Source organism: Culicoidibacter larvae, assembly GCF_005771635.1.
In the GTDB taxonomy this organism is placed as follows: domain Bacteria; phylum Bacillota_I; class Bacilli_A; order Culicoidibacterales; family Culicoidibacteraceae; genus Culicoidibacter; species Culicoidibacter larvae.
The window spans coordinates 48,866-63,035 of record NZ_VBWP01000010.1 but is presented as its reverse complement, the minus strand read 5'-3'; the positions used below and the strand labels follow the sequence as shown (position 1 = coordinate 63,035).

Below are 14,170 nucleotides of genomic sequence, written 5' to 3'. Positions count from 1 at the left end.
TCCACCTTTCACTCTAAAACTACCCTTGCACAATATTTCTGCTGGTACCTGTCTGAGCAACCTCAAGCACACTATTAAGCGCAATATCAACCATATTTTGAATTGCTACATGAGTATAGAAAGCAACATGCGGCGTAATCAGCACATTGTCCATAGCCAAAAATGCATTCAGCGTCTCATCTTCAATTTCCTTGCCATTCCAATCCTGACCATAATAAGGAGCTTCATTATCATATACATCAAGCGCTGCGCCGGCAACTTTACCTGAACGCAACCCAGCTAAAAGCGCTTTTGAATCAATCAACTTACCGCGAGCAGTATTGATGATATGAACGCCATCTTTCATCAGTTTAATTGAATCATCATTGACGCATCCAGTATTTTCCGGAGTTAATGGACAATGGAAAGAAATAATGTCTGCAGCTGCAAACAATTCATCCAGCGAATCAACATAAGTCAACAATCCGCTTTCGCTCAGTTCAGCCTTTGGATATTTATCATAAGCAATCACTTGAGCGCCAAAGCCAGCAAAAGCTTTCGCGGCCACCGCACCAATATGTCCGGTGCCGACAATACCGACAGTTTGGCCATTAATCTCGCGGCCCATAAGTCCCTGCCAAACAAAATTTTGCTGTTCAACCCGGCGATAAAGTGACCGTGTATTTCTAAATAAATCTAAAGTGAGTGCCACCGCAAATTCAGCGATTGCACTTGGAGAATAGCTTGGCACATTGGTAATCGTAATTCCAAATTCACGCGCTGCGACTAAATCAAAAGTTTCATAGCCAACTGAACGGGTTGCAAAAATATGAATACCGAATGCATGCAATCGGGCAAACATATCCCGGGTTACCGGTCCTCGTGGCAATATACATACTGCATCACTGCCTTTTGCCCATTCAATATTTTCCTGAGTCAACACCTCGGCATGAGTTTCAATCTGCAAATCAGGATGCGCTGCCGCATATATATCAATAAATGGTTGTTCTTCACTTCTCACCGAATACATAATTATTTTCATAGTGTTTCACTCCTTATATCTATTATAGCGGAATTTTTATAAAAATAGGTATTAAATGAATGATAAGCTATACATTCGAAATCTTAGCCGCTTGCCATTCAGCAACGTTAATCTGACCATATTCATTGTCACCAACAGCAACCACACCGCCATCAGCTTTTATTCCGACGGAATGTCCGCAGCCGGCGGCTATCGTCACAATACCCTGCCAAGCGCCAACATCACATTGCCCAAACTGGTTGTCGCCAGTCGCAACAACTGTACCATCAGCCTTCAATCCCAAAGTATGCTTAGAACCGGCTGCAACTGCCACAATATCCTGCCAATCACCAATGGCGCACTGACCTTCGTCATTGCGCCCGCTGGCAATCACGCTGCCATCTTCCAACAACCCAACGCTATGCAAATAACCAGCGCTGACGGCCTGCACATGTTTCCAGTCATCCACAGCACACTGACCATAGCGATTATTACCGGTTGCAAGCACATGACCATCCGCACAAACGCCCAAAGTATGCCAATCTCCGGCTGCAATCGCTACAATATTCTGCCAATTCGCAACATCACACTCACCATCGTTATTGCGACCAACCGCAACAACTTGCCCGTCTGCCTGCAAACCAACAGTGCGCCGCCAACCCGCAGTCACATCAACAATATTGCGCCAAGCACCTACATCACATTGCCCATGCTTATTCCAGCCACACGCAATGACAGTGCCATCAAACCGCAAACCAACACTATGAGCATTACCGGTATTCGTTGCCCGATGCACATTTCCGGCTGCCAGACTAACAACGTGCTGCCAGTCCTCAACATCACACTGCCCGGATTTATTATCACCGACAGCAACTACGCTGCCATCATCCTGTAAAACAAGCGTGTGTCGGCTGCCAGCAGCAATCACCTGACCAATAGCGAGCTCCTCAGGATTTCCTTGAGCAATTAAATCTAGCTTTTCTCGCCGCGATAATTGTTTCACTTGATATTCCCGTTGCTGTGCTGCAACCTTATCAACAAACCGCTCGCTATACACCATTTGCACCGGTAATCTTGCTCGGGTATACTTAGCCCCTTTGCCGGAATTATGCGTCGCCAATCGCTTAGCCAAATCATTCGTAAATCCAGTATACAAAGTCTTATCAGCACACTCCAAAATATAAATAAAATACATACTATCCAACCATTCCTTATTGCCTTATTATAGCTGAATTTTGAGGAAAAGAAAAGGCACCTCATCAGGTAGGGATGAGGTGCCTTTTCCGTGAACCCGACCGGCGCCAACCGCCGGCCGGGTTCTTATTTTATCAAAAAAATTATTTTGCGACATGTACTTCGATATGATCATTCATACCTAAATACTGACTATCTTTTGAAGTCCAAACTACGGTTCCTTTAGGCTGATCGGAGTTTACGTATTTAATTGAATATGTGATATTAGCACCCTTGCTTTTGAAATCGAAGAAGTATGGTGCAATGCTATTTTCCTTTTGACCAATTAAACTCATGTATGGACGGCCTTCTGAATAAACAACTTCTACTTTCTTATCGGTTCCATATAAGTATGTCCCGCTTGAAACTGATTGCCAGATTAATTCACCATAAGCAACACTATCACTGTATTCAGTACGGACCGATACTTGCAGGTCATTTTTGGCACCTAAGTCAGCCGCGGTTTGGCTACTGGCATCGCCAAACCATGGAACAACAGATGCTTTCCCTTTGGATATAGTAACTGTCATCTTGTCTTTTTTGGCAATCTTATCACCTGATTTTACACTTTGCGAAATAACCATACCTTCCATAATTGAGTCTGAACCAGCTTCTTCATAAGTCATTTCGATTAAGTTCGTTTTAGCCCATGCTTCAACTTCTGCTTTTGATTTATTGGCAAAGTCAGGAACGGCAATGTTTTTCTCAAAGACTTCTTTTCCTTTTGAAACCGTAACTGTTAAAATGTCTTTTCGTTTATATGTTGTTGCGGTAACACTTTTGTCCTTATATTCCATACTCATAAATGTGCCGTTAGCAATCTTGTCGTCATATTGTTTTACGATTTTGACATTGCTCGCTTTGTTCTCGGCAACCCAGGCTTCAATTTGACTGGTATTCATTTTTGAAAAATCAGGAATCTTAATTAATTCTTCCGGATCAGCACCTTTGCTGATTTTCACTTTAATTGTTGAACCTTTCTGGACATTAGAGTCCGCCGGAATATCTTGTTCAGTGATTACATTTTCATCATACTGTTTGTCATATACATATTCGGTCTCAAGGTTAATATTATTTTGCAGAGCCCAAGTCTTGGCATCATTAATCGGGGTATTAACAAAACTCTTCACTGTCACTTGATTGAGCAAAAAGAAAGTAAGTACACCTATAAGTAGTACAGCTACAACCGATCCACCAACTGCGCTATATTTAATAATTTTCTTTTTACGGTAATCTGTATCCACCTCTTCAATACCATCACGTTTATCATGCTCTGGTTGTTCAACTGAACGTTGACTTCTTTTACCATTATTCCTCAACTTTGGCTTCGTATCTGTTTTTGATTTGTCGTCTAAATCCGCTACATCCAAAATAGCATCATTCTGCTCACTTTTCTTCTTATCAGATGTTTTTTTGGAAGTTCGGGTTTCATCATAGTTGTCATTATCAAAACTGTTTAGAAAACTACTCATTATCAATAAATTGTCCTTCATGAAGTTTATAAATGATATCTGACTGTGCCGCAATCTCATTCGAGTGCGTAACTACGATAACACATTTATTATGATCGTGAGCTAAATCTTTAAAGATATCAATAATTTCCTGCTCCATACCTTCATCCAAGTTTCCGGTCGGCTCATCAGCAAGAATAACATCAACATTTGTTGAAAGCGAACGGGCAATCGCCACCCGTTGCTGCTCACCACCAGATAATTTAGTAACCAGGCGATCAGCTTTTGCTTTGGTGATACCAATATAATCTAAAAGATTATAGGCAACTTCTTTTTGATTCTTTGGTAATTCATTATCGGTAATACTCATCGCAACCATAACGTTTTCTACTGCCGTCATATATGGAATTAAATTATATGATTGAAAGATAATACCAATTTTATTGCGACGATATTTTTCATAACCGATTGTTTTAATATCAGTTCCATCATAGAGCACTTTTCCTTCTTTAGGCATATCCAATGCGCTGATTAATGAAAGAAAGGTTGTTTTTCCTGATCCGGAGTGACCAAGAATACTATAAAATGAACCTTTTTCGAAGGCAGAATCGAGGTCGCGCAATATGAAGCGACGTCGATCCCCATCCTGATAATAATAGCTAATTGATTCTGTTTGAATAATACTCATTTTGTTCACTCCTTATAACATAATTTTTTTAGGGTTTAACCTAACAATATAGAGAATTGGTACTAATGTTGAAATAAACACCGCTCCAAGTCCGACAACATAGAAAGCAATAATTACATTTCCATCCAGACTTACTTTATAGGCATCGGCAACATCTTCTTTAGTCATATCACTCTCATAACCATTCGGCATATCGAAAATCATTCCGGCATTGTCTTGTTGTTGTTCAGCAGTAAGCTGATTGGTTAACATTGTTTGCGAAATTCCTTGAGCAAGTAAATTCCCACTGAATAATGCAAGGGTAATGGCAATTAAAGCAATTGATACTGTTTCAATAATAATTTGCATTGCAACTTTTACACGCTTTTCACCAAGTGATAAATAAATACCAATTTCATGTTTCCGATCACGTAAGAACAAAGTAATTAACAAACTCAAAATAACTAAAGTAGCACCAACTGCCACATAGAGAACAATTCCGGCAATCCATTTAATTGTTAATAATGGCCCGGCAATGCTGGCAACTTGATCGTTACCATCACTAACTTTATATGTATCGGGAATAAGCGCCTCTGCTTCTTTGCGGAACGCATCCAAATCATTGGCATCATTTAAAACATACACTGGCTGATAGAATGATTCTGTTGGTTTTTCACCAATTTTTTCCATTTCAGCATTAGCAAAAGCTTCATTTTCAAGAACCACTTTATTTGGTACATATATAGTATTGATTAACTCTTCATTCATAAATGAAGTCATTCCAGTTTTATCATCTTTTTCAACTTTTTGTTTAGGCTCATAAATACCAATTATTTCTAACTCAACTTCTTCACTGGCAATTGGTGCTGGCATGCTACCATCTTGAGGCATGTTGTTATAATTATACACATTATTTTTCATGGTAATTTTATCACCGATGCGCAAATTATTAGCCTCAGCCATTTGCTTGGTAACCAATGCCACCTTACTGCCATTTTTCACTTCTGATTCAGTGAACGTGCGACCTTCAAGCAGTTTTCCGTTTCCTTCTTTAAACGGCAACATTTCATGATACTGAACGCCCTTGGTGCTAAACCCTTGATTACCACTGACAACCACATTTCCGCTCTCATTATTTTCTGCCTGATACGGCTTTAATGAATCACTGTTCAAATATCCAACAGCATTATAATCATAATACTTTACATAAGGCGACTTACCCAGTTCTTCAATTGTCGAAAGCGGCAAATAATTCATATTTTGCTGTTCTTCCTGACTCATATTCATAAGCTTATTATAATCAAGCTCTATTGTTGAGACTGCACCAATTCCTTGACGAATTGACGCCTCCGTCTGAGTAACTGCCTGTTGTATTGATACCGCACCGGCAATAATATTCCCAAGGATAAACACCAAAATTAATAATATTGCTGATTTTCCCGGTCGGCGAATAATACTTGTAAAAGCTCTTTTCGCAAAATTCATGAATCAAAACCTCCTTAAAATTTTGAATTCGTCGGACTTTACTTTCTCCAAGTTCGACGGATTCCCTGGCAATGCTTCAGATTGCCTTTGTCACATATACTGTTTTGACTCCCTCATAGTAGCATTTTCAGAATTAAGTTATATGTCGGCTCGTCTTTATAGTTTCTTTATATAAAATAAAACCTTCTCAATTACGGTTAATCCCTGTAGCTATCTACAATGAAGTCCGTCAGCATTTTTATTTTACCTAGTTCATGTTAAGAACATATGAAGAACCAACCACCCCTCTTTACAATAACTTTATATTGCTGTGTTATAATAAAAGCATTATAAGGAGCGTGCTCTTCAATGAAAAAGAAAAAAGCATTTAAAAACCGGATCAGTCTCGTCTTTATGGCGATGACCTTTATTATATTAATTGCCTTCTATCTCGGGATTGTCTATTTAGCCGAATCAGGAATTTTTACTGTTAACGTACAAACCCAGTTAGTTGACTTTTTATCAGCCGAGGAACTTGCCACAACCATTGGTCCGCCGGAAATTGTGACCGATGCCCAAGGCAATGTATTTGCTGTTGATGAAAATGGCGTATTGGTACCTGTAGAAGAAACCCATATCAGCCAGATAGAAAGCAACAGCGCAACCAACACTGAACCTAGTCTTGAAGAAATGGAGAGTATTAGCGTAATTGTCAATGGTGCAACCGCACTCGTCTCTTATGATATCTACATTCAAATTGCTATATGGGGAACGGCAATGGTTCTCGTCCTGTCAATCATCAGTTTCATGGTTACCCGATTCCTGTCCAACCGATTAATCTCACCGCTCATCCAACAAACTGACCAAATTATTAAATTAGAAGATGCACCAATCTATTCTGAGCTGCAGCCTTTGCAGGAAGAGTACGCTGCTCTTTACGAGAAAGAGCAGCAAATGATTGCCGAAAAGAATGAATTTGCCGCATACACTTCTCATGAATTGCGCAACTTCCTAACCTTATTATCGGCCAAAAGCGAAATTCTAGGTCAAAGCGATGCCAAAGCTGCCATTGAAGAAATTCGCAGCGACATTAATAACTTCAAACCTGTCCTGGATGAGTTACTTGACTATGCCCATCTTAACGATACTGAGCCAGAACTTGAGCCAGTTAACATTGCCGAGATTGTTGCTTCGATTTGCGATCAATACAGTACTGCTCAAAAAGATGTCATTTTTAACTTTGTTGAAAGCGAAAACTATATGACTTATGGAAAGTCTGCATTGATAGAACGAGCTGTTATTAATCTGGTTAACAATGGGTTACGACACGCCGATAATAATCAAGTTATTATTAATCTTGATACCTTTGAAGACAAAATAATTCGTCTTGATATCATCAATACCGGTAACCCGATTGCAGATGAAATGCTAGAACAAATCTGGCAGCCATTCTTCACTAAATCAGACGACGGTGTTGGCCTTGGTCTTAGCTTTGTAAAAAAATCTATTGAACAATGCCAGGGCACAATCAGCGTTACCAGTGACATAGAACAGACAACATTCCATATTGAATTTATTATGGCTAAGGAGGATATTCAATGAGACTCTTAGTAGTAGAAGACGAAAAAGGAATTAATGACATGCTCTGCCTCGGCTTTCGTGACCGCGGCTTTGCAGTTGATGCTGCCTTCGATGGCGAGACCGCACTTGACCTTATCTTTACATATGAATATGACAGCATTATTCTTGATATCAACTTGCCATTAATGAATGGCCTCGAAGTTTGCAAAAATGCCCGGGCACAAAATATCAATGTGCCAATTATTATGCTAACTGCCAAAGATACCATCAACGATAAAATCACCGGCCTTGATATCGGTGCCGATGATTATCTGGTTAAACCATTCGATTTCCGCGAGCTCTTTTCCCGGGTCAATGCTTTGACCCGGCGCCGCTACAATGTCAATTCTGACACCATTCAAATAAACGGTTTGGAAATAAATACCAAGACTCGCACCGTTACCTATAATGGACTACCAATAATACTTACCAAAAAAGAATTCGATATCTTGCATTTCATTGCTTATTCAGATCCAAGCGTCGTTTCACTTGAAACAATTATTGAACATTGCTTTGACGAATTCGCTGATCCATTCAGCAACAGTGTTCGTGTCCATCTCAGCAACCTGCGCCGCAAGCTACGTCTTGCCGCCGGCGTTGAACTCATTGAAAACAAAAAAGGCAGCGGCTACTATATCCTTAAAGAACAGGAGTGATATACATGATGTACCCCGACTTTCAAATTGTCTTAAATGGCATCCGCAATAACACCCAAACAACTGCATTTAAAAACATCTTCCTGCTTGATAACCAGCCAACCAATTTCACCTCAGCAACAATTCAGGCAATCGAACAACTGCGCCAACAACTTAACCGCCTCAGCGCCCATGAACAACTCGTTGCCCTGCAACAGCTGCAAGAACAATTTATCGCCCTGATTCACATTGCCAACCCCAATACCGCTATCCACGAAACTGATCAAGCCTCTATCTACGAACTATGTGACCAACTGGTGAATGATATGGCAAGCGCACAATTACCAATCAGATATATCGAAAAGCAACACAATGAACGCTTGCAAAAATTTATAAAAACCAAAATCTCTTTTTCGAAAGAATAAAAAAAACCCGCACGCAAACCGTGCGGGTTTTTCAATTTCACCTATAAAGAAACAACAGTAAATCGTTTTTGAATATGTTGTCCGTTTTCTGCTTCGTCAATCATCGCAATAGCATAATCTGCATAACTGATTTGGCTCTCATTATTACTATTGACCATCACCACATCGCCACCGCTTTTATATGCTCCGGTGCGTGCCCCGTCGGCGACAAAATCGGCCGCCGGACTCAAATACGTCCACTGCACATCATCACGTTGTTGCAAGGCATCAAAAGCAGCCCCCATATTACTTGCTAATGGTTTAAACATATCAGGAAAACCTTCGCTATCCATTAAGCGCAATTGCTTTTGTTCATCAACATATAAACTGCCGGCACCGCCAACAACTAACAAACGGTTGGGATGACCACTTAAAATATCCGCTAAATGTTTTAATGAAGTTTGATGCAACGGTAATGTTTCCGGTGTCCAAGCCCCAAAAGCATCAATAATTACCGGAAAATCCTTAACATCCTCATAAGTAAGCTCAAATAAATCTTTTTCAATAACAGCAATATCTTTATTCTTCAATTCATTGCGATCTCGAACAACTGCAGTTACGTCATTACCACGACGCACCGCCTCCTCTACTAATAAACTACCTTGTTTTCCGGCTGCGCCGATAATTGCGATTTTCATAATTAAAACCTCCATAAATTTTTTTGACTTGAAATAACTCGTCTACAATACTATAATACAACAATAGTACCTAAAGTAAAGTAAGCACTTTTTTGTTACCTAGTATCCTTTTAGATACTATTGTGCTAGAATCAAGATAAATGGAGTGATAAAATGAAAAATAATTTGCCAGCGTGCCCGGTTGAGACAACATTAACCTTAATTGGTAATAAATGGAAGTTCCTTGTCCTCCGCGATTTAATGGACAACACCAAACGTTTTGGTGAACTTAAAAGATCAATTGGCTCGATTTCGCAAAAGGTGCTAACCAGCAACTTACGCGAAATGGAAGAAGCCGGTCTGGTGCATCGAAAAGTGTATGCTGAGGTGCCACCACGAGTTGAGTACTCGTTAACCGAGGTTGGCCGCAGTTTGCAACCAATCCTTGATGTTATGGATCAGTGGGGAACTCAATATAAAAGTCAAATGGCAGAAATAGAATAAAAAAAGAAAAGACTGCAAACCGCAGTCTTTTCCACATAAATATTACATACAAGTGTTGCTAAATACCAATCTGTGGGGGGGTTAGAGTTGATATAAACAAATGTATGTTATAGACAACTTATGTATCTATGTTTATTATTATAGCGCAGTTCATTTAGCGGTTCAAAGGATATTTAGTGTATTTTTAGTTGATTTTTGACGAAATGTGAACAAATATACATAAAACTATTCTAAAATACCATTTTCCAACTATTTTAATCATAATTGTAAATTCTTCTTGACTTGAAGTTGACTCCAGATGTTATCATTATTAATAAGGAGCTGATAAACAATGACCATTTCCGAAGTTGCAAAACTTTATAATATTTCTGCTGACACGCTGCGTTATTATGAACGCATAGGGTTGATACCGGCCATTCAAAAAAACAGCAGCGGTAACCGCGATTATACCGAAGATGATATTTACTGGGTTGATTTTGCTGTCTGCATGCGCAGTGCCGGCTTGCCAATCGAAATGCTGATTGAATATCTGACACTCTATAAACAAGGCCCAGATACAGCAGCAACCCGTAAGCAACTTTTAATTGAACAGCGTGACATTCTTGCCGAAAACATTGCTGAAATGAACGCTACTTTAGAACGACTTAATACTAAAATAGCTAATTATGGCAACATAACCAAAAAAGTAAATAAACTCTCGGTAAAAAATTAAAAAGCCGGAGCCTCTGGCTCCGGCTTTTTTCTCTTTCTCCAAAATGTTATAAATCCTGCACAATCGCTAATGCATTCAACCCATATGGAAAACCAATATATGGGATACAGTGGATAATTGCGGCCATTAGCACCTCTCTGCTGTTACCTGCCTTCATATTACCCCGAGCATGGGAAGCAATCTGAAAGTCGGCACCAATTGCTATCAAGCCACAAAACACCAAAAGCTCACGCTGCCGGGTATCCAGCCCATCACGGGTGTAGAAATCCCCAAAACAAGCATCAGTCAACAAATCAACCAATGGTTCACGCAACTCTTCCGGCATCTTGGCAAAACGCTCACGCATGCCACTGCCATACAACTCACCCTGAATCGCCACTCCGCGTTCATGACGCGATGCCTCATCCACCGTTGCACTCGCCGCCAATGGCAAAGCTATCTCCTGCTCAGCAAAAACTTCATTCATAGTATTCACTGCATTCAATACCCGCGGAAAGCCAATAAACGGTGCACATTGGTAAATTGCCTCCCGAATCGCTAAGGGCGAATTACCAATCCGCAACGCAGCACCGACATGACTGCGCAACTGTGGCAAAGCTTGTTGCACACTTAGTAAAACAACAGTAATCAATTCACGCAACTGATCATCCAACTCACCAATACTAAAAACATCACCAAAAATCATCTTCTGCAAAATTTCCATCAATTCCGGATCACTGCTTCCAGTCAGCTCCGGATAACTACCAAATAATTCACGAAACTTCTCTTGATACTTATCTTTTCGCGTCATCGCCATCACTCCTATTCAACTATATTTTATCACCTGAAGTGAACTTCAAGTCAAGTTTTTTTTGTGAAGAAGATTAAAAACGGCCGCCCTAAAGGCGGCCGTTTTTCTATTTCCCCAACACATCAATAAGCTTCTGAATAATTTGCTTTGTTACAACATATTCAATAATTAAAATAGTAATTGGAATCGCAAATCCCAGCAACAACACGCCGCTAATGGTAATATCAAACCAGTTACCGAAGTTGGCCCACATAAATTTATTTTCCTGATAGCTGGTTTCATGCCAGCCATTTTTCATATTAGCTTGGTAAATAACCGCCGCGTTCTCACCACTCGCAGTCAGATCCTGCACTTCAGCTTGAATTGTAGTGGCAACACCATTATCAGTTACAAAAGTAATCGGGTAGACACCAACCTTGTTCTGAATGCTGCTGGTATCTGCCTGAACATTCAAGTCTGCCAACGTCTGTGTGTTCCATGCATGGGCTTGAGCTAAAGTTATCCAGTCAGTAGCGCTCATTTGCGATACATCCGCCAACGCAACAATAACATTTTGCGCATCAATTGCAATTGGTTCTTGGATAACCGTATTCGCGGCCGTTATCGTCATCAATACTGTCTCAGTTATCGTCCGGCCGTTCTGTTCATAAACAAGCTTGACTTCGTAAGTGCCGGCGCGGTCTTCAATTTTCTCCAGCGCTGCCATCGCCGCTTCGCTGGCCTCGGCTCGCGAAGTCGGGATTGTTGCATGAACCGGCAGGTTCTGCAAGAACAGAAGAAGCGGAACAAGGCAAAGTATTGCTAATAACTTCTTACGCATGGCTATCACCCGGTTCCTTTGGGTTAGGAATAGTAATTGTCAGCACAACTCCACTCTCGCTTGGTTCAAAACGTGCCGTACCGTTATAAATATCAACCATGTGCTTGATGGTATACATACCAATACCGGTCGCCGTATTATTGTCATTTGCTTCCGGTAGATAAAAGAGTTCAAACACTTTACCAAAATCAATCTTTGAAGTATCCTGCACCTCATTTGCAGCAATAATATGCAGCTGCTCATCTTCATCATAAAGCACCAATTCAAATTCGCCATCAATTTCAGTATATTGGCAAACGTTGGAAATGATATTGAAAAGTAATTGCTTGATTTGAATTTTATTGACGAGTATTGGCAGTTTTTGCGGCATATCTATTGAGTAAAAAAGATTCTTTTCCTGGATAGCTGCATCAAAACGACGGATTGTTGAGCGGACGACTTCCGCCAGGTCAACAATTTCTTTCTCCAAAATCATCTCGCTCTCTTTATCCTTAATAATATGCATCATATCGATAATTTCAGCCATAAGTTCCTCGTTATTTTGTTGCATACCATCTAGTTTGGCGATAAGCTCAGGATATTCTCCAAGTGCCTCTTTCAACTGCTTAATCGAAAACAATTCCATACTGATTGGTGCCTTAGTATCATGTACTAAAGACTGGACCATCTGCATTTTTGTTTGATAAAGCTCCTGTTTTTCCTGTAACTGCTGTTCCAAAAGCGTATATTCTGTACCAATGGTGTCGAATTTCCCTTGCAAATCGTCGGTAAATTCGCCAAGTGCCTTTGATAATAAATCATAATCAGCATCACTATTATTTACTCCACGTAATTCTTTCAAACGATAAGCACGTAATTTATTGATGTTATCACGTAATCGTGTCAATGGCTTAATTGACTGGCGGAAGATAACCAATAAAAGCAGACCGATAATTATCGTTAAAATAACAACACTAATAACCATGATAATCAGCATGTTAGCAAAAAAGGCTTCGGAATCAACTTTATAGAAAGCAACCCACACTTGATAACTGGTGCCATCTTCTGCCTGAAATAATTTTGCACCCTCGTAGCTTAAGTTTTGGCCATCAAAAATTTCTGTTAGCATCGCAAAATCAGCAGTAGGCATTGAGGAATAAACAATCGCCTCCGGCGTCACCACTACTAACTCCATATTATTTTGTTCTTGAATACGGGCAAGATTTGTCGCCAAATCCTCCCCGGTCTTAGTATTAATTGCCGTCTGAATCTCGGTTTTAGTGCTCTCAATATGCTGGGTATTTAAATTGGTATATATTAATGGCATCTGATAGATAAGGAACACTAAAAAAACAACGATTGCAAAATAACCGATTGCCAAAACATAAAATAGTCTCCTTGTTTTTTTATTATTCATTATCGTTCAACCCATTCATAACCAACACCGCGAACAGTATAAATACTTGAAATCCGTAATTTTGAACGCAGTTTTTTTACATAGGTATCAACAGCACGATCATCACCAAAAGTATTTGAAATACGCCAGACTTCCTTGAGTATGTCTTCGCGGTTCAGCACTTCATTTTTATGCTCCAAAAAATAAACTAACAAAGCAAACTCAGTCTTAGTTAATTCATAATAAATGTCATTTTTTTGAACTTTATAATTTTGTTTATCAACAACAATATTCTCAAAATTGCTGGTCAGAATATTTTGGCCGCTGATCTCAACAGTTTGTTCAAGAACTAATTGAATTCTTTTAAGTAATACCGAGATGTCAATTGACTTTTTCAGATATTCATTTGCTCGTAAATCTAGCCCTAGCAATTCATCATGAGGATTATCAGAGCCAGTCAAAATAATGACTTTCGCCTGATTATTATACTTTCTGATAATGCTAAGTAGCTGCAACCCATCAATTGTTTGCATCTTTAAATCACTAATAACTAAATCGATATCATCAGTGTTTTTATATATTTCAACGCCATCCATGGCATTGCTTGCTGTTAGAACCTCATAACCATCAAGCTCAAGTAATTCCTTTATCAGCATTTGATATTTAGCATCATCATCAACAAATAATATTTTTTTCATCGGTGTCCCCCCCGTTACCTTATACTTCATATTCATTTTAGAGTGGCCATAAACAATTGTCAATAAAACCGGTCTCTATTATGAACCGACAAAGAAGAGAGCACATGCCCTCTTCATCTG

At 39.7% G+C, this 14,170-nt stretch carries 15 protein-coding genes; 5 read left to right on the top strand and 10 right to left on the bottom strand.

Annotation, left to right across the window (positions count from 1 at the left end):
* Positions 1–19 precede the first annotated feature (19 nt).
* From FEZ08_RS10295 to FEZ08_RS10275, 5 genes are all read right to left on the bottom strand, one after another.
* Complete coding sequence (locus FEZ08_RS10295; protein WP_138192062.1) at positions 20–1,021, bottom strand: D-2-hydroxyacid dehydrogenase; 1,002 nt, start codon at positions 1,019–1,021, stop codon at positions 20–22.
* A 67-nt stretch (positions 1,022–1,088) separates the two neighbouring features.
* Positions 1,089–2,195: a GIY-YIG nuclease family protein gene (locus FEZ08_RS10290; protein ID WP_138192060.1), complete on the bottom strand. Its 1,107-nt coding sequence runs from the start codon at positions 2,193–2,195 to the stop codon at positions 1,089–1,091.
* A gap of 142 nt (positions 2,196–2,337) precedes the next feature.
* Positions 2,338–3,705, bottom strand: coding sequence for a PASTA domain-containing protein (locus FEZ08_RS10285; RefSeq protein ID WP_171015036.1), 1,368 nt, complete (start codon positions 3,703–3,705; stop codon positions 2,338–2,340).
* The gene (locus FEZ08_RS10280; protein WP_138192055.1) at positions 3,698–4,372 is read right to left on the bottom strand and encodes an ABC transporter ATP-binding protein; all 675 of its coding nucleotides are present in this window, start codon (positions 4,370–4,372) and stop codon (positions 3,698–3,700) included. The genes FEZ08_RS10285 and FEZ08_RS10280 overlap by 8 nt, the downstream gene beginning before the upstream one ends.
* Before the next feature lie 12 nt (positions 4,373–4,384).
* Positions 4,385–5,836: an ABC transporter permease gene (locus FEZ08_RS10275; protein WP_138192053.1), complete on the bottom strand. Its 1,452-nt coding sequence runs from the start codon at positions 5,834–5,836 to the stop codon at positions 4,385–4,387.
* Between the two features lie 393 nt (positions 5,837–6,229).
* On the opposite strand from FEZ08_RS10275, the gene FEZ08_RS10270 reads away from it, so the two are divergent.
* Genes FEZ08_RS10270 through FEZ08_RS10260 form a run of 3 tightly spaced genes read left to right on the top strand, consistent with a single transcriptional unit; the run spans position 6,230 to position 8,495 of the window.
* Positions 6,230–7,417: a sensor histidine kinase gene (locus FEZ08_RS10270; protein ID WP_171015035.1), complete on the top strand. Its 1,188-nt coding sequence runs from the start codon at positions 6,230–6,232 to the stop codon at positions 7,415–7,417.
* Complete coding sequence (locus FEZ08_RS10265) at positions 7,414–8,091, top strand: response regulator transcription factor (protein WP_138192049.1); 678 nt, start codon at positions 7,414–7,416, stop codon at positions 8,089–8,091. Before FEZ08_RS10270 ends, FEZ08_RS10265 begins: the two co-directional genes overlap by 4 nt.
* Positions 8,092–8,096: 5 nt before the next feature.
* Positions 8,097–8,495: a hypothetical protein gene (locus FEZ08_RS10260; protein WP_138192047.1), complete on the top strand. Its 399-nt coding sequence runs from the start codon at positions 8,097–8,099 to the stop codon at positions 8,493–8,495.
* A 41-nt stretch (positions 8,496–8,536) separates the two neighbouring features.
* On the opposite strand, the gene FEZ08_RS10255 is transcribed toward FEZ08_RS10260, so the two are convergent.
* On the bottom strand, positions 8,537–9,172 hold the full coding sequence (locus FEZ08_RS10255) for an NAD(P)-dependent oxidoreductase (protein WP_138192045.1): 636 nt from the start codon (positions 9,170–9,172) through the stop codon (positions 8,537–8,539).
* Positions 9,173–9,325: 153 nt separating this feature from the next.
* Here FEZ08_RS10255 and FEZ08_RS10250 point away from each other — a divergent pair, with 153 nt between their 5' ends.
* Together FEZ08_RS10250 and FEZ08_RS10245 are read left to right on the top strand one after the other, a co-directional pair.
* Positions 9,326–9,655 (top strand): winged helix-turn-helix transcriptional regulator, encoded by a 330-nt coding sequence (locus tag FEZ08_RS10250; protein ID WP_138192043.1) that lies wholly within the window; start codon positions 9,326–9,328, stop codon positions 9,653–9,655.
* A 331-nt stretch (positions 9,656–9,986) separates the two neighbouring features.
* A complete protein-coding gene (locus tag FEZ08_RS10245; RefSeq protein ID WP_138192042.1) occupies positions 9,987–10,367 on the top strand; it encodes a MerR family transcriptional regulator in 381 nt (126 codons plus the stop codon).
* A 46-nt stretch (positions 10,368–10,413) separates the two neighbouring features.
* Here the strand turns inward: FEZ08_RS10245 and FEZ08_RS10240 are convergent, their stop codons facing one another.
* The 4 genes from FEZ08_RS10240 to FEZ08_RS10225 all read right to left on the bottom strand — a co-directional run bounded on the left by FEZ08_RS10240 (position 10,414) and on the right by FEZ08_RS10225 (position 14,050).
* Entirely contained in the window at positions 10,414–11,157 is a 744-nt protein-coding gene (locus FEZ08_RS10240; RefSeq protein ID WP_199288074.1) for a carboxymuconolactone decarboxylase family protein, read from the bottom strand.
* 106 nt (positions 11,158–11,263) lie between these two features.
* A complete protein-coding gene (locus FEZ08_RS10235) occupies positions 11,264–11,977 on the bottom strand; it encodes a hypothetical protein (protein WP_138192038.1) in 714 nt (237 codons plus the stop codon).
* A complete protein-coding gene (locus tag FEZ08_RS10230; RefSeq protein ID WP_138192036.1) occupies positions 11,970–13,373 on the bottom strand; it encodes a sensor histidine kinase in 1,404 nt (467 codons plus the stop codon). The genes FEZ08_RS10235 and FEZ08_RS10230 overlap by 8 nt, the downstream gene beginning before the upstream one ends.
* The gene (locus FEZ08_RS10225; RefSeq protein WP_171015034.1) at positions 13,373–14,050 is read right to left on the bottom strand and encodes a response regulator transcription factor; all 678 of its coding nucleotides are present in this window, start codon (positions 14,048–14,050) and stop codon (positions 13,373–13,375) included. Before FEZ08_RS10225 ends, FEZ08_RS10230 begins: the two co-directional genes overlap by 1 nt.
* Positions 14,051–14,170 lie beyond the last annotated feature (120 nt).

Coding starts and splice junctions, on each gene's coding strand:
- FEZ08_RS10225 (WP_171015034.1), bottom strand. CDS start 14,050: ATGAAAAAAATATTATTTGTTGATGATGATGCTAAATATCAAATGCTG.
- FEZ08_RS10275 (WP_138192053.1), bottom strand. CDS start 5,836: ATGAATTTTGCGAAAAGAGCTTTTACAAGTATTATTCGCCGACCGGGA.
- FEZ08_RS10260 (WP_138192047.1), top strand. CDS start 8,097: ATGATGTACCCCGACTTTCAAATTGTCTTAAATGGCATCCGCAATAAC.
- FEZ08_RS10265 (WP_138192049.1), top strand. CDS start 7,414: ATGAGACTCTTAGTAGTAGAAGACGAAAAAGGAATTAATGACATGCTC.
- FEZ08_RS10270 (WP_171015035.1), top strand. CDS start 6,230: ATGGCGATGACCTTTATTATATTAATTGCCTTCTATCTCGGGATTGTC.
- FEZ08_RS10235 (WP_138192038.1), bottom strand. CDS start 11,977: ATGCGTAAGAAGTTATTAGCAATACTTTGCCTTGTTCCGCTTCTTCTG.
- FEZ08_RS10250 (WP_138192043.1), top strand. CDS start 9,326: ATGAAAAATAATTTGCCAGCGTGCCCGGTTGAGACAACATTAACCTTA.
- FEZ08_RS10245 (WP_138192042.1), top strand. CDS start 9,987: ATGACCATTTCCGAAGTTGCAAAACTTTATAATATTTCTGCTGACACG.
- FEZ08_RS10295 (WP_138192062.1), bottom strand. CDS start 1,021: ATGAAAATAATTATGTATTCGGTGAGAAGTGAAGAACAACCATTTATT.
- FEZ08_RS10255 (WP_138192045.1), bottom strand. CDS start 9,172: ATGAAAATCGCAATTATCGGCGCAGCCGGAAAACAAGGTAGTTTATTA.
- FEZ08_RS10230 (WP_138192036.1), bottom strand. CDS start 13,373: ATGAATAATAAAAAAACAAGGAGACTATTTTATGTTTTGGCAATCGGT.
- FEZ08_RS10280 (WP_138192055.1), bottom strand. CDS start 4,372: ATGAGTATTATTCAAACAGAATCAATTAGCTATTATTATCAGGATGGG.
- FEZ08_RS10290 (WP_138192060.1), bottom strand. CDS start 2,195: ATGTATTTTATTTATATTTTGGAGTGTGCTGATAAGACTTTGTATACT.
- FEZ08_RS10240 (WP_199288074.1), bottom strand. CDS start 11,157: ATGACGCGAAAAGATAAGTATCAAGAGAAGTTTCGTGAATTATTTGGT.
- FEZ08_RS10285 (WP_171015036.1), bottom strand. CDS start 3,705: ATGAGTAGTTTTCTAAACAGTTTTGATAATGACAACTATGATGAAACC.